Origin of the sequence: Streptomyces sp. M41 (assembly GCF_043673425.1) — a bacterium.
Classification (GTDB): domain Bacteria; phylum Actinomycetota; class Actinomycetes; order Streptomycetales; family Streptomycetaceae; genus Streptomyces.
Map to the genome: position 1 here is coordinate 69,415 of NZ_JBIMKE010000026.1, position 21,016 is coordinate 90,430.

Here is a 21,016-nt window from a genome sequence, read left to right on the forward strand (position 1 = left end):
GGCGGGTGGGAGTCGGCGTGCCCGAGCCCCTCCGCGGCCGAGGCGACTCAGGTGCTCTGCATCTTCAGTACGCGCTAGCGGCGGGCAGCCCGCCCGTCTCCGGGTCCCGCCCCGTCAGGCAGTACACCCCGCCCGCCGGGTCCCGCATCACCGTCCAGTGGGACCCCTGGGCCACGAAGCTCGCGCCCAGCTCCTCGTGCCGGGCGCGGGTCGCCGCGATGTCCGCGCAGGCGAGGTCCAGGTGGGCGCAGGCGGCACGCTCCTCGCCGCCGGGCCCCCGCTCGTCGAGCCGCTGGAGCAAGATGCGGATCGGCAGCCCGGGCGGCGGCGCCAGCACATGGAACTCGGGGCGGGAGCCGGGACGGGACGTCCAGCCGTCCAGCAGGGCGCTCCAGAACGCCACTTCGGCCTCGTACACCGACGGCGGCACATCGAGGCAGACCTGGTCGAGCCGGCTGCCGTGCACCACGGGCGGGCGCACCGCCTCTTGGTGCCATGGCACCGCGCAGAACAACTGCCCGACGGGCGAACGCAGCACGGCCCACCCCTCGTGCTCGGCGGCGACACCGGCCCCCAGCCGAAGCGCCGAGTCGATGAATCGCGGTACGTCGTCCACCGCGAAGTCGAGATGCGCGCCGCCCGCGCCCGTGTCGACCCCCTGCGCCTTCACACAGGGGTCGGCCCCGCCACCGGGCAGCAGGGTCACGAACTCGCCCTGATCACCACGGAATTCGGACAGCCGGGTGTCGGTCACCGCGGTCCAGAAGGTGTGTGCGAGGCCGAAGGACGCAGCGGGGCGGTCGACGAAGGCGTAGGTCCAGCGGATGCTCATGGGGCGATCGTAGATCGGGCGGCCCCGCCGGCCACGCGACGGAAGGAGGGCCCGGCGTCCTCGACAGGCGCTGGGACACGCTTTGCCCCGAGTTCCCCGCATATCGGCCCGCGCTTGTTTGCATGGGGGAATGGATCACATCACCTTCTTGGTGGTGGTCGTCATCGTGACGGCCCTCGCCTTCGACTTCACCAACGGGTTCCACGACACGGCCAACGCGATGGCCACGTCCATCGCCACGGAGGCACTGAGGCCGAGGACGGCCGTTCTCATCAGCGGCGTGCTGAATGTCGTCGGCGCCTTCCTGTCCACCGAGGTCGCCAGGACGATCTCCGGCGGCATCGTCCAGGACGCTCTGGTCACGCCGGGCATGATCTTCGCGGGCCTGGTCGGGGCGATCCTGTGGAATCTGCTCACCTGGCTGGTCGGGCTGCCGTCCAGTTCGTCGCACGCACTGTTCGGCGGACTGATCGGGGCCGTCTGGGTCGGGGCGGGGGCACACGGGGTGCACTTCGACAAGGTCGTCGAGAAGGTTCTGATCCCGGCGGTGGCCTCACCGCTCGTGGCCGGGCTCGCGGCGCTGCTCGCCACGCACCTGGCGTACCGGCTGACCTCCCGCGCCCGCGAACAGACCGTCACCAAGGGCTTCCGTCTGGGCCAGATCGCCTCGGCCTCGCTCGTGTCCCTGGCGCACGGCACGAACGACGCGCAGAAGACGATGGGCGTCATCACGCTGACCCTGATCTCGGCCGGCGCGCTGGGCCCCGACGCGGGCCCGCCCTTCTGGGTGGTCGCCTCCGCCGGTCTGGCCATCGGCCTCGGCACCTACCTCGGCGGCTGGCGGATCATCCGCACGCTGGGCAAGGGCCTGACGGAGATCCACTCCCCGCAGGGCTTCGCCGCCGAGACGGCCTCCACGACGGTGATCCTGACCTCGGCCCACCTGGGCTTCGCCCTGTCCACCACCCAGGTCGCCTCCGGCAGCATCCTCGGCGCGGGCCTCGGCCGACGGCTGGCCGGGGTCCGCTGGGGCGTGGCCGGCCGCATGATCGTGGCCTGGCTGGTCACCCTGCCCGCCGCCGCGCTGGTCGGTGGTGTCTCGGCGGGCGTGGTCAGGCTCGGCGGCGACATCGGTACGGCCGTGGTCGCCCTGGTCGGCGCGGGCCTGGCCGGCGCCATCGTGCTCGTCTCCCGCCGCAACCCGGTGTCCGCGCACAACGTCAACGACGACCACGAGGTCACGGTCCGCGGCTCGGAGCCGGCGAAGGTCGGCACGGCGGCCTGACGGTCCGTCCCACGCGATCCGGCGCCATGGGCCTGAAAGTCGCGTGAAATTCGCCTGAAGTACCGCCTGAAAGCCTCCTGAAACAAGGGGAGTTCATGTCATGAACCTCGACTGGACCGCACTCGGCCAGGTCGCCGCGGTGAGCCTCGTCGGCACGGTGGCCGTGGTCGCCGTCTTCGCCCTCGGCGTGGTGGGCCTGGCCCGCTGCGAGGAGGCGCGGGAGAAGGGCGGCGTCCTGGCCCTGGGCCTTGCCCAGGCAGGGCTGTGCTTCCTCGCGTGCGGGGCGGTGGTGGCGTACGGGATCCATCTGATCGTGCCGCAGTTCCACTGACCGGGGCCGTGCTTCGGCTATCCGCGGATCCGCTCGTACACCGTCACCCGCCGCCCGCGGATCTGCTCGTCGGACACCACCCTGAAGTGTTCTACCAGTACGGCGGTCTTCACCTCGTCCCGCTTGGCGGACAGCGGCCGGGCCACCGCGGGCGTGTCCGTGACCAGCAGGATCCGACGCTGGGCCAGCATCGCCGTCCGTATCCGGGCCGGGGCCGCCTCCACGCCCTTCAACGTCCCGGACGCCACGGGGCTTTCCGCCAGTGCGACATCCCGCAGGCCCCTGAAGTGTCCGGGGGAGACCAGGGCGGTGTCCCGCCGGGCCGCCGGTATGAAGACGACCGCGTCCCCGGGCTGCTTCAGTCGCCGGACCTCCGACGCCACCGACAGGACGTCGTCCACGCGGCTCGCCGGCGAACGCTTGGCCAGCGACTGGGGCAACAGTGCCGCCATCGCGACGGCGACCACGACCGGGACGAGCCACCGTGACGCTCTCGGGAAGCGTGGCCCGGCGACCCGAACCGCCGTGCCCAGCGCGGCGCCGATCAGCAGGGCCAGACCGACCATGCTGAACAGGACGTAGCGGTCCAGGAACAGCGGCCGCACCAAGGACAGGCCGAGGAGGCCGAGTTGCGGCACCGCCAGCAAGGGGAGCCCGACGGCCGCCAACGACAGCCGGCCCGCGCGGGGCCGGTCCAGCAGGGCACCGAGGCCGCCGATCGCCAGCAGGACCGCAGGGCCGATCAGCATGTGCCAGGTCAGCGGCGGTATCCAGGAGACCTGGGCGGCCTGGCGCCGGCTGAAGAGGATCAACGGCAGCACCGCCGACACGGCACCGGTCGCGGCCGTCGCCCAGCAGGCCCAGGTCCGGCGTCCGGTCCGCGTCCACAGCAGGGTCGCCAGATGCGCGGGCAGGATCAGCAGCGACAGCCAGTTGAGCAGCCCGCACACCGCCACCGTGCCGCCGTACGCGGCCCAGAGTCCCGCTCGTCCGCGGCCCTGTAGGGCGGTGACCAGCAGCAGTGTCGATACCCCGGCCCCGGCGGTGATCAGGGCGTAGGGGCGGCCCTCCTGGAGATGGAACTGCACGGCCGGCAGCAGTGCGAACGCCAGCCCTCCCGCCAGGCCCGCCCAGTACCCGGCCAGACGCCGGCCGATGGCCGCCACGCATGCCGCCGCGACCGCCATGGCCAGCACCGAGGGCAGGCGCAGGGTCGTGACGCCGGCGCCGAAGCACACGAAGAGCCCGCGCATCAGCAGGTAGTAGAGCCCGTGCACGGCGTCGACGTGCCCGAGCATGTGCCAGATGTCGGCGACGGACCGCCGGGCCACCTGCCAGGTGGCCGCCTCGTCCCGCCACACACTGTGCTGCCGGGACAGCCCCCACAGTCCGAGGGCGAGGGTCCACAGGAACGGGATCGGCCACAGGGGCGGGCGGCGGCGCAGGGGTGGCTCCAGGGACTCGATATTCCGACCGGCGGGGGCCGGGCCGCCCGGTGATGTGGTCCCACCCGTGCGCCGTCAAGGGGCACGCCGAAGAACGCCCCGGCCATGCGGGCCGAGACGGGACGGGTGTGCTGCGGCTTTTCCCCCGATACGTCCCTCGCGGCCAAGATCGGCCGACGCAGTGGACACGCCAGAACCTACGGCACGCGGTCGGGCACCGGCCAGCGTCCGCGGCGTGAACACAATCACCGGCGCTGCGGGGAACCTCGAGCCTGCTCAGCCGTCGTATGGGCGGCGAGCGGGGAAGTGGGGCGCGGTGGCGGCGATTGCTTGTGCCGGTCCGGGCGGAGACGTCGAAGGGGCCCGGCCGGTGGTCCGGCTGGGCCCCTTCGGGAGACCGTGGCAGAGCGCCTTGGGTCAGGCCTTCTTGGTCTCCCAGAAGATCTTGTCGATCTGGGCGATGTAGTCCAGCGCCTTCTGACCCGTCGCCGGGTCGGTGGAACCCTTGGCGGCCGAAAGGGCCTTGAGGGCGTCGTTGACCAGCTGGTGCAGCTCCGGGTACTTCTCGAAGTGCGGGGGCTTGAAGTAGTCGCTCCAGAGGACCGAGACATGATGCTTGGCCAGCTCGGCGCGCTGTTCCTTGATGACGGTGGCGCGCGCCTGGAAGTGCGGGTCGTCGTTGGCGGCCATCTTTTCCTGGACGGCCTTCACCGACTCCGCCTCGATGCGGGCCTGGGCCGGGTCGTACACACCGCAGGGCAGGTCGCAGTGCGCGCTGACCTTGACCTTGGGGGCAAACAGGCGGGAAAGCATGGAGCATTCCTTCCTCGTGATCGTCTTCTCAGGTGGGACATTACTCCCTGCAAGACGGGTTTTCGCGGGTGCCCCCATGGGCTTAGGACAAAAGTCCAGGGTCAGACTGAGACTGGTGGAGGACCGTACCGGGGAGGTGCCGGGGATGCCGGAGCTGTCACAGGAGACCGAGCGCGGGCGTGCGGGCCGGCCCTTCGGGTGGGCCGAGGTGACCGGACCGTCGATGGTTCCCACGCTGTACCACGGCGATCTGCTCGTCGTGCTGCACCGGGGGCGGATCAGGGCCGGTGACGTGGTCATCCTGAGGCATCCGTTCCAGCAGGACCTGCTGGTCGTCAAGCGCGCGGCCGAGCGCCGCGAGAGCGGCTGGTGGGTACTCGGCGACAACGTGTACGCCGGTGGTGACAGCACCGACTACGGCGTAGTGCCCGACGAGCTGATCCTGGGCAAGGTGCGGCTGCGCTACCGGCCCCGCAAGCCGGATCAGCGCTCGCCGTTCGCGCTGGCGCGCTGGGCGCTGTCGGCGCTGCGGCCCGTACTCGCCGACCGGTCGGCCGCCAGGCGCTTGCGGGCGCGGTAGGCCGCCACGTTGGCCCGGGTCGCGCAGCGGTCCGAGCAGTAGCGCCGGGAGCGGTTGGTGGACGTGTCCAGGTAGGCGTTGCGGCACGGCGGCGCCTCGCACAGGCCCAGGCGGTCGACGCCGTACTCGGTCAGGTGGAACGCCAGACCCATGGACGCGATGGCGGCGTAGCCGGAGGTCGCGTTCGACGGGTGGTCCGCCAGATGCATGTGCCACAGGGGGCGGCCGTCGTCGTCCCGGAAGTCGTGGCCGGAGATCTGCGGGCTCACCGGGAACTCCAGCAGCAGCGCGTTCAGCAGGTCCACGGCGAGTGTCTCGTCGCCCCGGTCCGCCGCCTCGAAGACCGAGCGCAGCCGCGCCCGGACCGAGCGGAACCGTGTGACGTCCGCGTCGGTGGCGCGGCGGGCCGCCGACTGGTTGACGCCGAACAGGTCGCGGATGGCCTCGACCGAGGTCATCGAGTCCTTGCCCCGGGCCGGGTCCTCGCTGTTGACGAGTCGTACGGCGTAGTCCGAGTAATAGGCCAGTTCCACTTGTAGTCCTTACGGAGGCGTTCTATCGTCGGGGTGCGGTCGAGTAAGAGCTGATCGTGCTTCCAGGGTATTACGTGACTTGCGCTACGGAGGGCTCGATGACGGACACGTCCACCACCACGACCGGTACCGACTGGCCCGCCTGGCAGGAGAGCTGGGACCGGCAGCAGGAGTGGTACATGCCCGACCGCGAGGACCGGTTCCGGATCATGCTCGACATGGTGGAGGCCCTCGTCGGCCCCACGCCACGCGTGCTGGATCTCGCGTGCGGCACGGGAAGTATCACGGCCCGGCTGTTCGCCCGGTTCCCGGAGGCCACCAGCACGGGCGTCGACCTCGACCCGGCGCTCCTCGCCATCGCCGAGGGCACCTTCGCGGGCGACCGGCGGGTCTCGTTCGTCACCGCCGACCTCAAGGACCCCGACTGGCCGGCGAAGCTGCCGTACGACTCCTACGACGCCGTGCTGACCGCCACGGCCCTGCACTGGCTGCACCGTGAACCCCTCGCGACCCTCTACGGTCAGGTCGCGGGCCTCGTCCGCGACGGCGGTGTCTTCCTCAACGCGGACCACATGATCGACGAGTCCACGCCCCGGATCAACGCGGCCGAGCGCGCCCAGCGCCACGCCCGTATGGATCAGGCCAAGGCGGACGGCGCCCTCGACTGGGCCGAGTGGTGGCAGCTGGCCGCGAAGGACCCGGTCCTCGCCGGTCCGACGGCCCGCCGCTACGAGATCTACGGCGAGCACGCCGACGGCGACATGCCGTCCGTCCAGTGGCACGCGCGCGTGCTGCGCGAAAAGGGCTTCGGCGAGGCCCGGCCGGTGTGGTGCTCACCGTCGGACACGTTGCTGCTCGCGCTGAAGTAGGGCAGCGGGACAGAGCAGGACCGCGGGGCGGCTGGACAGGCGAAAGGGGCGGTACGGGAATCCCGTACCGCCCCTTTCGTGCGTACCGTCAGAGCACCTTGGACAGGAACGCCTGGGTCCGCTCGTGCTGCGGGTTGGTCAGCACCTCGCGCGGGTCGCCCGACTCGACGACCACGCCGCCGTCCATGAAGACCAGGCTGTCGCCGACCTCGCGGGCGAAGCCCATCTCGTGGGTGACGACGACCATCGTCATGCCGGACTCGGCCAGGTCGCGCATGACGTCGAGGACGTCACCGACCAGCTCCGGGTCGAGGGCCGAGGTCGGCTCGTCGAAGAGCATCAGCTTCGGGTCCATCGCGAGCGCCCGGGCGATCGCCACCCGCTGCTGCTGGCCGCCGGAGAGCTGCGAGGGGTAGTTGCCGGCCTTGTCGGCGAGGCCGACGCGGTCCAGAAGCTGCATCGCGCGCTCCCTGGCCTGGCTCTTGCTCACGCCCCTGACCTGGATCGGCGCCTCCATGACGTTCTCGGTCGCCGTCATGTGCGGGAACAGGTTGAACCGCTGGAACACCATGCCGATGTCCCGGCGCTTCAGCGCGACCTCGCTGTCCTTGAGCTCGTACAGCTTGTCGCCCTTCTGGCGGTAGCCGACCAGCTCGCCGTCGACGTACAGCCGGCCGGCGTTGATCTTCTCCAGGTGGTTGATGCACCTGAGGAAGGTGGACTTTCCGGAGCCGGAGGGGCCGATGAGGCAGAAGACCTCACCGGACTTCACCTCCAGATCGATGCCCTTGAGCACCTCCACGAGCCCGAAGGACTTGTGCACGCCCTCGGCCTTCACCATGGCGGTCATGCGGGACCTCCCGTCGACGAACGGTTCGACAGGGACAGCAGGTTCGCCCTGATCTTCTGGAACGGGGTGGCCGGCAGCGACCGGCTCGAACCGCGTGCGTAGTACCGCTCCAGGTAGTACTGGCCGACGCTGAAGATCGAGGTCAGCAGCAGGTACCAGGCCGCCGCCAGGAACAGCATCTCGGCCGGGGCACCGGAGGTCTGGCCGATGTCCTGGGCCGCGCGGAACAGTTCGGGGTACTGGACGACCGAGACCAGCGAGGTCGTCTTCAGCATGTTGATGACCTCGTTGCCCGTGGGCGGCACGATCACGCGCATCGCCTGCGGGATCACGATCCGGCGCAGCGTCTTGGTGTGGCTCATGCCGAGCGCGTGGGACGCCTCGGTCTGACCCTCGTCGACCGCGAGCAGACCGGCGCGGCAGATCTCCGCCATGTACGCCGCCTCGTTGAGGCCGAGGCCGAGCAGCGCCGTCAGGAACGGCGTCATGAAGTCCGACCACTCGTCCCGGTAGAACGGGCCGAGGTTGATGTACTCGAAGACCAGGCCCAGGTTGAACCAGACGATGAGCTGGACCAGGACCGGGGTGCCGCGGAAGAACCAGATGTAGAACCACGCGATTGTCGAGGTCACCGGGTTCTTCGACAGGCGCATCACAGCGAGCAGGATGCCGCCGACGATGCCGATCGCCATGGACAGGACGGTCAGCAGAAGCGTCTTGCCGACGCCGTCCAGGATGCGGTCGTCGAAGAAGTAGTCCGGGATCGCGCCCCAGTTGATCTTGCCCTGGGAGAACGCGTAGACGATGGCGGCGAGGAGGCCGACCGCCACGACGGCGGAGACGTACCGCCCGTAGTGGCGGACCGGGATGGCCTTGATGGCCTCAGGACCGGCCGGCGGGGTGTCCGCCGGCCCGTCCTTCTTGTCGATGTCTGTCACAGGTGTTGCCTTTCAGTGCCCGCTGTTCGGTGCGGTCACTTGCCGCCGTTGATGGTGGCTTCCTTCACCGCGCCGTCCTCGACGCCCCACTTCTTGATGATCTTGTCGTACTCGCCGTTCTCGATGATGGCGTCGAGCGCGGCCTTCAGGGCGTCCCGCAGCTGGGTGTTGGTCTTGGCGACGGCGATGCCGTACGGCGCGGCCTCGACCTGCTCGCCGACGAGCTGGAAGTCGTTGCCGCCGCCGGAGGTCTTCACGGCGTACGCGGCGACGGGGAAGTCGGAGGAACCGGCAGCCGCACCGCCCGCGCGCAGGCGGGTCTGGGCCTGCTGGTCGTTGTCGAAGGGCTCGATGGTGATCGTCTTGCCACCGGTGCACTTCTTGGCCTCGGCCTTGGCCAGGTCCTCGGAGACCGTGCCGCGCTGCACGACGATCTTCTTGCCGCACAGGTCCGACCAGGTCTTGATGTCGGTGTTCTTGCCCTTCTGGGTGTAGATCGAGACACCGGCCGTGAAGTAGTCGACGAAGTCGACGCCCTCACCGACCTTCTTGCCGGTGTCGGAGTCGATGCCCTCCTGGCGGTCCTTGGTGTCGGTCATCGCGGACATGGCGATGTCGTACCGCTTGGAGCGCAGACCGGTGATCAGGCTGTCGAACGTGCCGTTCTCGAACTGGAAGGTCACGCCGAGCTGCTTGCCCATGGCGGCGGCGAGGTCGGGGTCGATGCCGACCGTCTTGCCGGAGTCGTCCTTGAACTCGACAGGCGCGTAGGCGATGTCCGAGCCGACCTTGATGACGCCCTTGTCGCGGATCGCCTGCGGCAGCTTCTCGGCCAGCGGCGCGACGCTCTTCGAGCCGCTTTCCGTGCCGCTGTCCTGGGTCTGGTCACCGCAGCCGGTGAGAATCAGGGCGCCTGCGACCGCGATCGAGCCGACCGCTGCCAACCGGGAGCGTGCGGCGGTCGTACGACGAGTGGTGCTTGCGGTCATGGTGGGTTCCTCCGGCGGATGGGTGGAGTTGCCGATGGGGCTTACAGCTACCGATGGCTCGGCACTGTCCGTGGTCGACTGGGACACACGTCTTCGAGTGTCGCGACCCCGTGTGATTACGGCATCTTGCCATTCGGACTGAGCCATTCAGGGATCCCGCAATGTCAAAATCGGATAACGGGTTACCTTCCGAACCGTCTCAGGCCGGTACATCGCGACCGCACCTTCTGCGGGAATCTGGGCTTCCGGCCGGAAGATCTCCGGCGTATCTCAAGCTGCGAAGCTGTCGCGCGCCCGGATTGTCGCCATCGGTGGCTTTTGCGATCTTTGCTGTCGATTGTCAGCTTATCGGGTCCCGAAACGGGACGGTGTGGCCGTCCGACCGTGTCCGATTCGTGTCGTCGGCGCCGTTGTTTGCGCGCCCGTCATGTGATCTTGCACCAATTGGACTCGTCGTCGGCGGCGTCCGTCCGGTAAGAAGGTTCTTTACACCCCTCATCCGGGGCTCAGGGCGCGTGTGCGGCGCGCCGTCGTGTATGGGCCGTACGTCGTACGTCGTACGTATCAACGAGCAGGGTCATACGCGGTCCCGCCCACTTCTCACCAGGAGTGGTTCCACCCTCAAACCATGAACACTTAAGGGGTCAGACAAAGTGGCAGCGGAGATTGTCAATCCTCGCAGCGAAGGCAATACCGATCAGGACGGCGGGGCCGAGCCCCTCGATTCCTTCGATCCGGCGTTCGCGCTGCACCGCGGCGGCAAGATGGCCGTGCAGGCCACCGTGCCGGTCCGGGACAAGGACGACCTGTCCCTGGCGTACACGCCCGGCGTCGCGAAGGTGTGCAGCGCGATCGCCGAGCAGCCGGAGCTGGTGCACGACTACACGTGGAAGTCGTCCGTCGTCGCCGTCGTGACCGACGGTACGGCCGTGCTGGGGCTCGGCGACATCGGGCCCGAGGCCTCCCTCCCGGTGATGGAGGGCAAGGCCATCCTGTTCAAGCAGTTCGGCGGCGTCGACGCCGTGCCGATCGCGCTGAGCTGCACCGGCGTCGACGAGATCGTCGAGACCGTGGTGCGGCTCGCGCCGTCCTTCGGTGGTGTGAACCTCGAGGACATCTCGGCGCCCCGCTGCTTCGAGATCGAGAAGCAGCTCCAGGAGCGGCTGGACATCCCGGTCTTCCATGACGACCAGCACGGCACCGCCGTCGTGACGCTGGCCGCGCTGCGCAATGCCGCGCGGCTCACCGGGAAGGGGCTCGGGGATCTGCGGGCCGTCATCTCGGGCGCTGGCGCCGCCGGTGTCGCCATCGCCAAGATGCTGGTCGAGGCCGGTATCGGAGACGTCGCGGTGGCCGACCGCAAGGGCATCGTGTCGGCCGACCGGGAGGACCTGACGTCGGTCAAGCGCGAGCTGGCCGGCTTCACCAACAAGGCGGGCATCACCGGCTCGCTGGAGCAGGCGCTGGCGGGCGCCGACGTCTTCATCGGCGTCTCCGGCGGTACGGTGCCGGAGGAGGCGGTCGCCTCCATGGCCGAGGGCGCGTTCGTCTTCGCCATGGCCAACCCGAACCCCGAGGTGCACCCCGACGTCGCGCACAAGTACGCGGCGGTCGTGGCCACCGGCCGGTCGGACTTCCCGAACCAGATCAACAACGTGCTGGCGTTCCCCGGGATCTTCGCGGGCGCGCTCCAGGTGCGGGCGTCCCGGATCACCGAGGGCATGAAGATCGCCGCGGCGGAGGCCCTGGCGGGCGTCGTCGGTGACGATCTCGCCGCCGACTATGTGATCCCGTCGCCGTTCGACGAGCGGGTGGCCCCCGCGGTCACCGCCGCCGTGGCCGCCGCCGCCCGGGCGGAGGGTGTCGCCCGTCGGTGACACGCCGCTGAGGCTGTGAGAGGTGGCCCCGTCCGGGTGGACGGGGCCACTTCTTTGTCCGGTGGGTGCGTGGGTGCGTGGGTGCGTGGGTGCGTGGGTCGGTGGGTTGGTGGGTCACTGGGGCAGTGGGTCGGTCTCGCGGGTTTCTCGGCTCGCCGCGGGGCCGATCGGGTGGTTCTCGGTGGCGGGGAGTCCGGGCGGCGGCAGGCGGGCCGATCGTCCGGCCCTCACGCGAGGGCCCTTGACAAGAGGGCGTGTCTCACAAGCCGCCACGGTTCCGTCGGTGGTCACGGGCCCCTATCGTCAAGGTCATGTTCGCTGTCTACGCCGCCCAGATCGACCGCGACCAGCCGCTCTCCGGATTGGAGTTGGGGGAGCGCCCGGCCCCCGAGGCCCGTCCAGGCTGGAGCACCGTCAATGTCAAGGCCGCCTCCCTCAACCACCACGACCTCTGGTCACTGCGAGGCGTCGGCCTCCCTCAGGACCGTCTGCCGATGATCCTCGGCTGTGACGCCGCCGGGGTCGACGAGGACGGCAACGAGGTCGTCCTGCACTCCGTCATCGGGCAGAGCGGGCACGGGGTGGGGCCGAAGGAGCCTCGGTCCATCCTCACCGAGCGCTATCAGGGCACCTTCGCGGAGCAGGTGGCCGTGCCGACCTGGAACATCCTGCCCAAGCCCAAGGAGCTCACCTTCGCGGAGGCCGCCTGTCTGCCGACCGCGTGGCTGACGGCGTACCGGATGCTGTTCACCAACGCCGGTGTGCGGCCCGGTGACTCCGTGCTCGTGCAGGGTGCGGGTGGCGGTGTCGCCACCGCCGCCATCGTGCTCGGGAAGGCCGCGGGGCTGCGTGTCTTCACCACCAGCCGGGACGAGGCCAAGCGCAAGCGTGCCGTCGAACTGGGTGCCGTGGAGGCCTTTGAGTCGGGGGCGCGGCTGCCGGAGCGGGTCGACGCCGTGATCGAGACCGTGGGCGCCGCGACCTGGTCGCACTCGGTGAAGTCGCTGAAGCCGGGCGGCACGCTGGTCATCTCCGGGGCCACCAGCGGTGACCGGCCCTCGCATGCCGAGCTCACACGGATCTTCTTCCTGGAGCTGAAGGTCGTCGGGTCCACGATGGGGACGAAGGACGAGCTCGAGGATCTGCTCGCCTTCTGCGCCGCCACGGGCGTGCGGCCCGTCATCGACGACGTGCTTCCCATGGACCGGGCCCGGGAGGGCTTCGAGCGGATGGAGTCGGGGGAGCTGTTCGGGAAGATCGTGCTCACGAACTGACGCCTTTCGCCTTTCCCTCTCCCTCCGACTGCGGGCTCCTGCGCTGTCACCGGCGGGTTCGGGCTTTGCCCGGGCCCGCCGTTCGCATGCCCGGGCGCGGGTGGGGCCCCATTGTGTTGTCAATTGGGGTTGACGCGACTCCGTGTGTCAACGTAAGTTGACATCATGACCGAAGCAACAGATCTCGCCGAGCGTGCCGGTGATCGTGATCCGCGCGTCGGGCTGCGGGCCGTCGCGGCGTTGCGCCGGCTGCTGGAGCAGCTGGAGGCCGTGCAGGTGCGCAGTGCGCGTAATCAGGGGTGGTCGTGGCAGGAGATCGCCGCGGAACTCGGGGTCAGCAGGCAGGCCGTGCACAAGAAGTACGGGAGGCGTTGATGTTCGAGCGGTTCACGAAGGATGCCCGGGCGGTGGTGACGGGCGCCGTCGAGCACGCCGAGCGGGGTGAGGCGCGGCACGTCGACGCCGAGCATCTGCTGCTTGCGCTGCTCGATCGGGAGGGCACCCGGGCCTCGTTCGCTCTCGCCGCACTCGGCGGCGGGCAGTGGCCGCAGTCCGTGCGGCGGGCGTTGGGGGAGGCCCGGCGGCGGGGCGGGCTGTCGCAGGCCGAGGCGGAGGCGCTGGCCGGGCTGGGGATCGACGTGGCGGAGATCGTCGCCCGGGTGGAGGAGGTCCATGGAGTCGGGGCGATGTCCGGGGCCCGGCGGGACAAGAAATGGTGGTCGGGGCACCGGCCTTTCAGCCGGGGTGCCAAGGACGTGCTGGAGCGGTCCTTGCGCATCGCCGTCGCCCGCCGGGACCGGCACATCGGGGATGAGCACATCCTGCTGTCGCTGACGGCGCGGCCCGGCGTACCCGCCGAGGTGCTTGCGGATCACGGGGTGACGTACGAGGCGCTCATGCGGGTGCTCTACGGGGGAGGGGAGGCCAAGGCCGGTTGAGGGACCGGCCGGCGCACCCCCGGCCTTCGGGCGCACTTCTCCATGGGGCGCACGTCTCAACAACCAGGCCGCACTCGTCCACTGCGGGCTTTCTCCAGGGCCGGGCTGCTCCACCGGCCGGACTTCTCTCCACAGGCCGGACTTCTCTCCACCGGCCCGACTCCTCCACGCGCCGGGCCGCTCCACAGGCCGCACGGCGACCCGCGCGTCGGCGTCGGTCCTGGCACCGGTCTCCCAGCCCTGGGCGGTAGCGGTACGGGCCGCCCGCGCAGGAAGAAGCCGCACCGCCCAGGCCGTACCGCCCAGGCCCTACCGTCCAGGAAGGGCCGTACATCAGGCGGGTTGCTCTCAGGGCTTCGGTGTGCGCAGGAGGGCCCCGATGTGGGCCGCCGCCGTCGACAGGTGGTGGCGGGCATCGCGGAGCTGGTCCGGTGTCACACCGTGGTCCCTGGCCGCGTCGCGGATGTCGTCGCGGAAGCGGTCCAGCAGCCGGTCCAGGTCGCGGGCCGGTTCGCCGGTGGGGGGCTCATGGGCCCAGGTGGGCTCGAAGCCGGCGGGGAAGTCCTCCGGGGTGTCGGAGTACTCGGGGTGCTGCGGCGCCGACTTGGAGGTGCCGCTCTGGCGGCCGAAGACGAAGTCCCTGCCGAGCCCCTTGCCGTAGTCCTTGCCGAAGTCGCCGAACTCCTTGGCCAGTTCCGTCAGGCCCTCTCGCACTCCCGTCGGCCAGTCGCCGCGCGCGAAGTGGTCCTGGACATGTTCCTGGACCCGGCGGGCGATGCGCTGGACCTCCTCCTGGGCCTGTGCCCGGGCACGGTCCTGTGCCTCCTTGGCCTGGCGCCGGGCACGCTGCGCCTCCTCGCGGGCGCGGCGGCTCTCGTCCTTGGCGCGGCGGGCCTGCTCCTTCCACTCCTGCTTGGCCCGGCGCATCTCTTCCTTGGCGGCGCGCCACGCCTCGTTGTCGGTGTACTCCGTGAAGTCGCCGAACGGGCGCTCTCCCTTGGTGCCGTTGCCCTGGCGGGCCTCGGACGCCGCCGCCCGCACCTCGCGCCGCAGATCGCCCGCAGCGCCCCGCACATCGGCCTGGATCTCCGCGGCCAGCTCGGCGACCGACTCCCTGATCTCCAGCTCCAGGTCGGCCAGTTCGCCACTGCGGTCGGCCAGTTCGGCGCGGCCCGCGTCCGTGATGGCGTACACCTTGCGCCCGCCCTCGGTGGTGTGGGTGACCAGGCCCTCGGCCTCCAGCTTGGCCAGGCGCGGGTAGACGGTGCCGGCCGATGGTGCGTACAGCCCCTGGAAGCGCTCTTCCAGGAGACGGATCACCTCGTAGCCGTGGCGCGGGGCCTCGTCCAGCAGCTTCAGCAGATAGAGGCGGAGGCGGCCGTGGGCGAAGACGGGAGGCATGTCAGAGCACCTTCTTGTCGGTCGTGCCGCCGGCCGGGGTGTCGGTGGGGCCGTCTCCCCGGCCGGAGACGGAATTGTCCCCCGAGGCGTCCTGTGCGCCGTTCACCGGGTCGTTAACCGGGTCGGTCGTCGGGCTCTGGCCCGCGCGGTCGGCGGCGTCCGCGCGGGCCGCGGCGTCCGTGCCCGCGTGGTCCCTGCCCACGGCGTCGGGCTCGGGCTCCTCCCACGCCTCCGCCTCCCAGGGCTCCTCCTCCTTGGGCGGCCGGCGCAGCAGGGCGATCGAGCCGGAGACCGTCGTCGCCCGGAGCCTGCCCGTGCCGGCACCCAGACGGCCGGTGATCTTGTGGGCGCCCCACTGGCCGTGGACCCGCAGATCCTCGAACGCGTTGGAGATCGTGCCGCTCGCCGTGTTGGCCTCCACATCAGCGTCCGCCGGGGCGGGCAGGCGGATGGCGATCTCGCCGGAGACGCTGGTCAGCCGGACGTCGGTCGGGCCCTCCGGGTCGAGGTCGACGATCATGGAGCCGCTCACCGAGTCGGCCTTCACGGCGGAGCCGGAGCCCTCGACGACCGTAAGGTCGCCGGAGACGGAGTTGAAGCGGAGGTCGCCGGTGACGGCCTGGGCCTCCAGGTTGCCGGAGACCGTGTCGGCGCGGACCGGACCGGAGAGGCCGACCAGCGTGGTGTCACCGGTGACGCCCTTGACGACCGACGGTCCATGGATCCCCGACACCACCGCCCCGGCGCCGACCACGCCCACCTCGACCCGGGTGTCGGGCGGCACCGCCAGGGAGACCACCGCGCTGCGCCGCCAGCCCTTGCGGTCGAGCCACTTGAGGAAGCCCTTCCAGGGCAGGTCCTCGTACGCCACCGTCAGGGTGCCGCCCTCCTGGGTCACCACCAGGGGCGGGCCCTCGATCTCGGAGACCTCCAGGCGGGCGGAACCTTCGTCCGTCCCCACCACGTTCACCGTTCCGTTGACGATGCGTACGTGGAGCTCGCTCACCGGCTCGTCGAAGATGAGCTTCCTGGGTTCTGCCACGGACCACTCGGACATGCTGCGGACCTCCTGTGCGACCGGGCACGGTCGCATGACCGGACCTGAACACGAACGCGAACACGACACGCCATATCGCGTATTCCGTTAAACACGATATATCGCGGACAGGGAAAGTCAAGGCACTCGTTCTGGTGATCACAAATCACGCCAGGCAGACAAATCGGCCTAGCGTGTTGCCATGTCGACGGAACAGTCCAGGACCGCCCGCCCGGCCCGTCCCGCCCCGGGCGCCCTGCTCCTGTGTCGCGCGGCGCCCGAGTCCGTCGCCTCCGCCGCCCAGTTGCTGCGCGAGCACATGCTGCTCGTGCCGGCCGGACGGGAATGGAGCGTGCTCGTCCCCGAGGGCAGGCCCTGGCTCGAGGGCGACGAACCGGTCGACCGTGTCCTCACCGGCTGGGCCACCGCGCTCGCCGTCGGCGCACCATGGCCCGTCCTCGCCCTGTGGTGGGACGCCGACCGCACCGGCTACACCCTCGCCTCCGGCTTCCGGCGCCCCGTCGGCTACGTCTGGCTCGCCAACGGCACACCTGTCGGCGAGGACGAGGCCATGCGCACCTTCGCCGGCCGGCTCGGCCTCGATCCGGTCCTGGACGTGCAGTCCCTGGACGAGCTGACGCACCCCGACCGCGCGGCCGACGCACGGGCACGCATGCGCGGCCTCATCGCGGTCCTCACGCGCGCGGGCGTGTCCCTGCCCGCCGGGCTCACCCCGGGCGACAGCGCCGACAACCTCCACGAGGCCGCCCGCGACCAGCCCCACGTCCGGATCGAGTGGTCGGGCTGGCGCGACGCCCTGCGCGCGGAACTCGACGCCGTCGAGGGCGGCCGACTCGGCCCTTGGCTGCCCTGGGCAGGCGGTCCCAGAGCGCACGTGCTCGCCCTGACCCAGCTCGCGGCCGGACTGCCCCTCACGGCCTGGGGCCTGCGTCGCCGCAGCGCCGGCTGGATCGTGGCGGGCACGGTGCTGCTGGCACATGGGGCGCTGGGGCTGGCGTACGAGGCGGTACGACCGCTGGACTGACGCGGGAGGGGAGGGGAGGGGAGGGACGTGAGGGGAAGGGACCGGGTTCCTCGGAGAGTTCCGCCGATCCCCTGGTCGTCGGCCAGTCGCCGTCCCGATGTCTGGTCGTCGTACAGTCGCCGTCCCGATGTCGGCTAGATGTCGTCGTCCTCGTCGTCCAGCCGGGCCAGCCACGTCGCCAGCCGCTCCACCGGTACCTCGAAGTCCGGGTTCAGGTCGACGAAGGTGCGCAGCTGCTCGGCCAGCCACTCGAAGGTGATCTCCTCCTCGCCGCGCCGCTTCTCCAGTTCTTCGATGCCACGGTCGGTGAAGTACACGGGTGCTCTCCTGGGAATGGTCCGGGGACCTCGGGTTGTCGACTCCAGGTTATGCGGCCCGCGAACCCGCCTCGCGTTTGCACGGAAACCACAGCTTCACGCGCGCGTGCCCAGGCACAATGGGGGACACGTGCCGAGGCGGCAACGACCGTCACGGCAGCACGAGTTGGACCAGTGCGTACGGGGGCGGCGGTGGAACGCAGGATCCAGGAGATCGAGCTACCCGGCGGGGCCAAGGTGCTCGCACGGGTCGGTGTGCCGGCGCCCGAGGAGGTGCCGGCCGGCGACGACGAGTTCGCGTACGAGGACGTGGGCGCCCTCGATCACATGGCCGCCCGCGTCGACCAGCTGGGCGAGCTCGTCCGCGGGGTCGGCGGTGCGGTCCTGGACGCGGCCCGCGCGGCACGGCCCGACGAGGTCAGTGCCACCTTCGGCGTGGAGCTCGTGCTCAAGTCCGGCAAGGCCGTCGCCCTGCTCGCCGACGGTGAGGCCAAGGCCGCCCTGTCGATCACCCTCACCTGGCAGCCAGACGCGTCCGCGGCCGGCGACGCCACCGTCCCGGCCGCGGCCGGGGACCGGGACAGCGCCTCGGCATGACCGACCGGATCGGCCAGCTCGCGGTGCGTGCCACCGTGCGCATCGGCCCGGACGGCGAACCCGGCACCCTGTGGGGCACCGGATTCTTCGTGGCGCCCGGATGGCTGCTGACCTGCGCGCACGTCCTGCCGCTCACCAGGGGCGCGGAGGGCGTCGGTCCACTCCGGGTGCGGGGCCACCGGCTGGACGCACCTGCCCGCCTCGGCTACTGGCTCGGGGGCGGCGGCGACCCCGAGGACGACCTGGCCCTCGTACGCGTTCCGGAGGACGTCGAACACGCCTGCGTACGGCTGACCGACCGCTGCGACCGGCCCCTCCGCGTGGCCGCGTACGGATGGCGGACCCCGCAGGGCCGGACGCCCCAGCGCTGGGACGGCGAGAGCGAGTGCAACGGCCGGGACGGCGCTTTCGGACTCACCCTCGGACCCCAGATGGAAATCCCGAGCGGAGCCTCCGGAGGGCCGCTCCTCGACCGTGAGCACGGGGTGGTCGCGGGGATCGTCAAGGCGCGCAGGACGGGCCGGGACGGCGGCCTCGCGGTGTCCGCGACCGCCTTGCGCGGCTTTCGCACCGCACGCCCGGTCGGCGGAGAGGACGGGCTGGGCGCGGACCCGTACGGCGAACTCATCCGTGCCCACGACCGATGGCACCAGGCGGCCGAGGGGCCCATGTCCTGGGTGCTGCTCCAGGAGGGGATCCGACCGGGCGGCGCGCGGTGCTGGGCACCGCGGGACAGCGCGCAGGCCGGGGCGCTTCTCTCCGCGCTGCCGCGTCCCGAGTCCTCGGCACAGCTTCAGGACGTGATCGCCCGGGTGCTGGGGCACGAACCGCTGTGGGAGGACGAGACGGCCCCGGTCGACTGGCGCGACGGCCAGGGCTGGCTGTACGACGATTACGAGGACGCCGACCTGCGCTCACTGCACTATCTGCGCGCGGTGGCCGCGGTCACCGCGGCCCGGGCGCCCGACGCCGCGCGAGCCCTGGAACGCTGGGTGGAGCGCCGGGCGGACCGGCTCCCGGACCATCTGCGGGCGCTGGTCGTCGAGAAGGGCGTCACCCCGTCGACCGCGAGGAACCGCGTCTGCGCGGACGACGGTGACGGACCCGTGGTGGCCGTCGAACTGATACCCGACCTCTTCCGGCCGCACGACCGCTTCCACTGGCGGATCTGGTGCTGGCGCGGCGGCGCCGGGACCGTACGCGCCCTGGACGAGGGGCCGTCCGACGAAGGCGCCGCGCTCGCCGAGCTCCCGCACCTGCTCGGCGGGCCACTCGCCCGTGCCTTCGCCCAGCTCGACGCCGGACCGCGGCAGACCCGCCTCGAACTCGCGCTGCCCGTCGAGCACTTCGACGTCGACGTCCACCTCTGGCGCCCCGGCCCCGTGGTCCGCAGCCTGCGACCGCACCCGGCCGAACGGCCCTTCGGCGTGCACCGGCAGGTCGTCCTGCGCTGCCTGAAGCGGTGCGGCGAGCCCGCGGACATGTGGCGGGAGCGCTGGCGCGGGGTGGTCGAGGGCGGCCTCAAGGCGCTGCCGGTGCCGTCACCGGCGTACGCGAAGGACACCCTGGAGGCCGCGCCCCCGGGCGCCGTGCCGGTGCTGTGCAGGTCCCCCGGCGAGAGCAGCGGCACGCTGACCGAGGCGATCGGCGCCGGTTACGCCGTCGTCCTGTGGAACCTCAAGGCGGAACACGCGCACGGCTGCGGCGCGGGATGCGAACAGTTGCACGACCGGACGGCACGGCTGCTCGGCTCGACCGGCCGGGCCACCGCACTGCCGGAGCGGGTGCGGGCGCTGCGGGAACGGATCAGTGAGGCGGACGAGGACGCCTTCTGGGCCGAGCACCTCGCCCTGCTCTACGACGACCCGCACCGCCCCATACCGCTGTGCGAGGACCGGCTCGAATCCCCCTGAGCCCGAATCCCCGTGCGCCCGATCCCCCTGGATCCCCCTGGATCCCCCTGAGCCCGCTGTCACCACCCCGTCCCCGGCCCGAAGGAGACCGCGTGACCATCCCCGACTGGTTCGTCTACCGGGGTACCGGTGAGCCGCACGACGGCATCTCCCAACTGCCCGCACCGCCGCCGTGGCGGGACTTCGACGGCGGGCCGGCGGTCGTCCCGGCACCGCCCCTGGGCACCGAGTCCACCCGGCGCCTCGGGACCCGCGGCCGGCGCGGCATCGCCTGGCGGCAGGAGGAACTGGAGCTGATCAACGCCGCGCTGTATCTGCGCCGCCCCCTCCTCGTCACCGGCGACCCGGGTTCCGGCAAGTCCACGCTCGCCCACTCCCTCGCCCACGAACTGGACCTCGGACGCGTGCTGCACTGGCCCATCGTGAGCCGCTCGACACTGCGCGAGGGCCTCTACACCTACGATGCGATCGCCCGACTCCAGGACATGCAACTCGCCAAGGAGCGCGGCGAACACGGCCGGCGCGGTGAGCGCGGTGAACCGTACGCCGAGGACATCGGCGAGTACCTGAGACTCGGCCCGCTGGGCACCGCTCTGCTGCCATACGACCGCCCGCGCGTCCTGCTCGTGGACGAGCTCGACAAGAGCGACATCGACCTGCCCAACGACCTTCTGAACGCGCTGGAGGAGGGCGAATTCCTCATCACCGAACTCCAGCGGATCGCGCGCCGCCAGCCGCGGGCGGACGTCCTCACCGACGACGGCACACGCGCCCCGGTCCAGGAAGGCCGCGTACGGTGCCGGTCCTTTCCCGTCGTCGTGATGACCAGCAACGGCGAACGCGACTTCCCCGCACCGCTGTTGCGCCGGTGCCTCCATCTCGACCTGCCCTCGCCGCGGAACGACGAGTCCGGAGCGGCCCGCCTGGAGGCCATGGTCCGCGCACACTTCGGCGATGCGGACCGGCCCGCTCACGACGCCCTCATCCGGGACTTCCTCCAGTCGAGCCCCGGCTCACTGCGCGCCGCCGACCAGCTGCTCAACGCCATCTACCTCACCCAGCAGGCCGTACGGGACAGCGAACCCGACCGCCGACGGCTCGCAGAGCTGCTGATGCGCCCGCTCGACCAGGGCGACCACGGAACACGCTGATG

General features: G+C 71.0%; 22 protein-coding genes. 12 read left to right on the plus strand and 10 right to left on the minus strand.

Annotation, left to right across the window (positions count from 1 at the left end):
• Positions 1-64: 64 nt before the first annotated feature.
• Positions 65-832, minus strand: coding sequence for a VOC family protein (locus ACHBTE_RS27175; protein WP_394726740.1), 768 nt, complete (start codon positions 830-832; stop codon positions 65-67).
• Positions 833-962: 130 nt separating this feature from the next.
• On the opposite strand from ACHBTE_RS27175, the gene ACHBTE_RS27180 reads away from it, so the two are divergent.
• Positions 963-2,117, plus strand: a complete 1,155-nt coding sequence (locus ACHBTE_RS27180; RefSeq protein WP_394726741.1) for an inorganic phosphate transporter — start codon at positions 963-965, stop codon at positions 2,115-2,117.
• 100 nt (positions 2,118-2,217) lie between these two features.
• Complete coding sequence (locus ACHBTE_RS27185; RefSeq protein ID WP_394726742.1) at positions 2,218-2,448, plus strand: hypothetical protein; 231 nt, start codon at positions 2,218-2,220, stop codon at positions 2,446-2,448.
• Positions 2,449-2,465: 17 nt separating this feature from the next.
• On the opposite strand, the gene ACHBTE_RS27190 is transcribed toward ACHBTE_RS27185, so the two are convergent.
• Together ACHBTE_RS27190 and sodN are read right to left on the minus strand one after the other, a co-directional pair.
• Positions 2,466-3,905, minus strand: coding sequence for a glycosyltransferase family 39 protein (locus ACHBTE_RS27190; RefSeq protein ID WP_394726777.1), 1,440 nt, complete (start codon positions 3,903-3,905; stop codon positions 2,466-2,468).
• Positions 3,906-4,310: 405 nt separating this feature from the next.
• Positions 4,311-4,706: a superoxide dismutase, Ni gene (gene sodN, locus ACHBTE_RS27195; RefSeq protein WP_007491258.1), complete on the minus strand. Its 396-nt coding sequence runs from the start codon at positions 4,704-4,706 to the stop codon at positions 4,311-4,313.
• A gap of 145 nt (positions 4,707-4,851) precedes the next feature.
• Between sodN and sodX the strand changes: the two genes are divergently transcribed.
• A complete protein-coding gene (gene sodX / locus ACHBTE_RS27200) occupies positions 4,852-5,286 on the plus strand; it encodes a nickel-type superoxide dismutase maturation protease (protein WP_394726778.1) in 435 nt (144 codons plus the stop codon).
• On the opposite strand, the gene ACHBTE_RS27205 is transcribed toward sodX, so the two are convergent.
• Positions 5,190-5,819 carry a CGNR zinc finger domain-containing protein gene (locus tag ACHBTE_RS27205; RefSeq protein WP_394726743.1) on the minus strand — a complete coding sequence of 210 codons (630 nt, stop codon included), beginning with the start codon at positions 5,817-5,819 and terminating at the stop codon, positions 5,190-5,192. The two genes, sodX and ACHBTE_RS27205, sit on opposite strands and share 97 nt — an antisense overlap.
• Before the next feature lie 98 nt (positions 5,820-5,917).
• Between ACHBTE_RS27205 and ACHBTE_RS27210 the strand changes: the two genes are divergently transcribed.
• Positions 5,918-6,688 carry a class I SAM-dependent methyltransferase gene (locus ACHBTE_RS27210; RefSeq protein WP_394726744.1) on the plus strand — a complete coding sequence of 257 codons (771 nt, stop codon included), beginning with the start codon at positions 5,918-5,920 and terminating at the stop codon, positions 6,686-6,688.
• An 88-nt stretch (positions 6,689-6,776) separates the two neighbouring features.
• Here the strand turns inward: ACHBTE_RS27210 and ACHBTE_RS27215 are convergent, their stop codons facing one another.
• The 3 genes from ACHBTE_RS27215 to ACHBTE_RS27225 are packed head-to-tail and all read right to left on the minus strand — an operon-like array spanning position 6,777 to position 9,465.
• A complete protein-coding gene (locus ACHBTE_RS27215; RefSeq protein ID WP_394726745.1) occupies positions 6,777-7,538 on the minus strand; it encodes an amino acid ABC transporter ATP-binding protein in 762 nt (253 codons plus the stop codon).
• Positions 7,535-8,476, minus strand: coding sequence for an amino acid ABC transporter permease (locus ACHBTE_RS27220; RefSeq protein WP_394726746.1), 942 nt, complete (start codon positions 8,474-8,476; stop codon positions 7,535-7,537). Before ACHBTE_RS27220 ends, ACHBTE_RS27215 begins: the two co-directional genes overlap by 4 nt.
• A gap of 35 nt (positions 8,477-8,511) precedes the next feature.
• Positions 8,512-9,465 (minus strand): ABC transporter substrate-binding protein, encoded by a 954-nt coding sequence (locus ACHBTE_RS27225; RefSeq protein WP_394726747.1) that lies wholly within the window; start codon positions 9,463-9,465, stop codon positions 8,512-8,514.
• A gap of 653 nt (positions 9,466-10,118) precedes the next feature.
• On the opposite strand from ACHBTE_RS27225, the gene ACHBTE_RS27230 reads away from it, so the two are divergent.
• The 4 genes from ACHBTE_RS27230 to ACHBTE_RS27245 all read left to right on the plus strand — a co-directional run bounded on the left by ACHBTE_RS27230 (position 10,119) and on the right by ACHBTE_RS27245 (position 13,554).
• Positions 10,119-11,342 carry an NADP-dependent malic enzyme gene (locus ACHBTE_RS27230; protein ID WP_394726748.1) on the plus strand — a complete coding sequence of 408 codons (1,224 nt, stop codon included), beginning with the start codon at positions 10,119-10,121 and terminating at the stop codon, positions 11,340-11,342.
• 311 nt (positions 11,343-11,653) lie between these two features.
• Positions 11,654-12,616 (plus strand): zinc-binding dehydrogenase, encoded by a 963-nt coding sequence (locus ACHBTE_RS27235; RefSeq protein WP_394726749.1) that lies wholly within the window; start codon positions 11,654-11,656, stop codon positions 12,614-12,616.
• A 165-nt stretch (positions 12,617-12,781) separates the two neighbouring features.
• Positions 12,782-12,991: a helix-turn-helix domain-containing protein gene (locus ACHBTE_RS27240; RefSeq protein WP_003997975.1), complete on the plus strand. Its 210-nt coding sequence runs from the start codon at positions 12,782-12,784 to the stop codon at positions 12,989-12,991.
• A complete protein-coding gene (locus ACHBTE_RS27245) occupies positions 12,991-13,554 on the plus strand; it encodes a Clp protease N-terminal domain-containing protein (protein ID WP_394726750.1) in 564 nt (187 codons plus the stop codon). The genes ACHBTE_RS27240 and ACHBTE_RS27245 overlap by 1 nt, the downstream gene beginning before the upstream one ends.
• A gap of 348 nt (positions 13,555-13,902) precedes the next feature.
• On the opposite strand, the gene ACHBTE_RS27250 is transcribed toward ACHBTE_RS27245, so the two are convergent.
• The gene (locus ACHBTE_RS27250; RefSeq protein ID WP_394726751.1) at positions 13,903-14,955 is read right to left on the minus strand and encodes a helix-turn-helix transcriptional regulator; all 1,053 of its coding nucleotides are present in this window, start codon (positions 14,953-14,955) and stop codon (positions 13,903-13,905) included.
• A 1-nt stretch (position 14,956) separates the two neighbouring features.
• Positions 14,957-16,012, minus strand: coding sequence for a DUF4097 family beta strand repeat-containing protein (locus ACHBTE_RS27255; protein ID WP_394726752.1), 1,056 nt, complete (start codon positions 16,010-16,012; stop codon positions 14,957-14,959).
• Positions 16,013-16,193: 181 nt separating this feature from the next.
• Between ACHBTE_RS27255 and ACHBTE_RS27260 the strand changes: the two genes are divergently transcribed.
• Positions 16,194-17,036 carry a hypothetical protein gene (locus ACHBTE_RS27260; RefSeq protein WP_394726753.1) on the plus strand — a complete coding sequence of 281 codons (843 nt, stop codon included), beginning with the start codon at positions 16,194-16,196 and terminating at the stop codon, positions 17,034-17,036.
• Positions 17,037-17,170: 134 nt separating this feature from the next.
• Here the strand turns inward: ACHBTE_RS27260 and ACHBTE_RS27265 are convergent, their stop codons facing one another.
• On the minus strand, positions 17,171-17,353 hold the full coding sequence (locus tag ACHBTE_RS27265; RefSeq protein ID WP_055624112.1) for a DUF6104 family protein: 183 nt from the start codon (positions 17,351-17,353) through the stop codon (positions 17,171-17,173).
• Between the two features lie 192 nt (positions 17,354-17,545).
• Here ACHBTE_RS27265 and ACHBTE_RS27270 point away from each other — a divergent pair, with 192 nt between their 5' ends.
• The 3 genes from ACHBTE_RS27270 to ACHBTE_RS27280 all read left to right on the plus strand — a co-directional run bounded on the left by ACHBTE_RS27270 (position 17,546) and on the right by ACHBTE_RS27280 (position 21,014).
• Positions 17,546-17,950: a CU044_2847 family protein gene (locus tag ACHBTE_RS27270; RefSeq protein ID WP_394726754.1), complete on the plus strand. Its 405-nt coding sequence runs from the start codon at positions 17,546-17,548 to the stop codon at positions 17,948-17,950.
• Positions 17,947-19,863, plus strand: coding sequence for a trypsin-like peptidase domain-containing protein (locus ACHBTE_RS27275; protein ID WP_394726755.1), 1,917 nt, complete (start codon positions 17,947-17,949; stop codon positions 19,861-19,863). Before ACHBTE_RS27270 ends, ACHBTE_RS27275 begins: the two co-directional genes overlap by 4 nt.
• A 98-nt stretch (positions 19,864-19,961) precedes the next feature.
• Positions 19,962-21,014: an AAA family ATPase gene (locus ACHBTE_RS27280; RefSeq protein ID WP_394726779.1), complete on the plus strand. Its 1,053-nt coding sequence runs from the start codon at positions 19,962-19,964 to the stop codon at positions 21,012-21,014.
• Positions 21,015-21,016: the final 2 nt, after the last annotated feature.

Excerpts from the sequence above, each read along its gene's own strand:
- ACHBTE_RS27185 (WP_394726742.1), top strand. The coding sequence starts at position 2,218 with ATGAACCTCGACTGGACCGCACTCGGCCAGGTCGCCGCGGTGAGCCTC.
- ACHBTE_RS27210 (WP_394726744.1), top strand. The coding sequence starts at position 5,918 with ATGACGGACACGTCCACCACCACGACCGGTACCGACTGGCCCGCCTGG.
- sodX (WP_394726778.1), top strand. The coding sequence starts at position 4,852 with ATGCCGGAGCTGTCACAGGAGACCGAGCGCGGGCGTGCGGGCCGGCCC.
- sodN (WP_007491258.1), bottom strand. The coding sequence starts at position 4,706 with ATGCTTTCCCGCCTGTTTGCCCCCAAGGTCAAGGTCAGCGCGCACTGC.
- ACHBTE_RS27235 (WP_394726749.1), top strand. The coding sequence starts at position 11,654 with ATGTTCGCTGTCTACGCCGCCCAGATCGACCGCGACCAGCCGCTCTCC.
- ACHBTE_RS27215 (WP_394726745.1), bottom strand. The coding sequence starts at position 7,538 with ATGACCGCCATGGTGAAGGCCGAGGGCGTGCACAAGTCCTTCGGGCTC.
- ACHBTE_RS27255 (WP_394726752.1), bottom strand. The coding sequence starts at position 16,012 with ATGTCCGAGTGGTCCGTGGCAGAACCCAGGAAGCTCATCTTCGACGAG.
- ACHBTE_RS27240 (WP_003997975.1), top strand. The coding sequence starts at position 12,782 with ATGACCGAAGCAACAGATCTCGCCGAGCGTGCCGGTGATCGTGATCCG.
- ACHBTE_RS27260 (WP_394726753.1), top strand. The coding sequence starts at position 16,194 with ATGTCGACGGAACAGTCCAGGACCGCCCGCCCGGCCCGTCCCGCCCCG.
- ACHBTE_RS27245 (WP_394726750.1), top strand. The coding sequence starts at position 12,991 with ATGTTCGAGCGGTTCACGAAGGATGCCCGGGCGGTGGTGACGGGCGCC.
- ACHBTE_RS27225 (WP_394726747.1), bottom strand. The coding sequence starts at position 9,465 with ATGACCGCAAGCACCACTCGTCGTACGACCGCCGCACGCTCCCGGTTG.
- ACHBTE_RS27175 (WP_394726740.1), bottom strand. The coding sequence starts at position 832 with ATGAGCATCCGCTGGACCTACGCCTTCGTCGACCGCCCCGCTGCGTCC.
- ACHBTE_RS27250 (WP_394726751.1), bottom strand. The coding sequence starts at position 14,955 with ATGCCTCCCGTCTTCGCCCACGGCCGCCTCCGCCTCTATCTGCTGAAG.
- ACHBTE_RS27275 (WP_394726755.1), top strand. The coding sequence starts at position 17,947 with ATGACCGACCGGATCGGCCAGCTCGCGGTGCGTGCCACCGTGCGCATC.
- ACHBTE_RS27180 (WP_394726741.1), top strand. The coding sequence starts at position 963 with ATGGATCACATCACCTTCTTGGTGGTGGTCGTCATCGTGACGGCCCTC.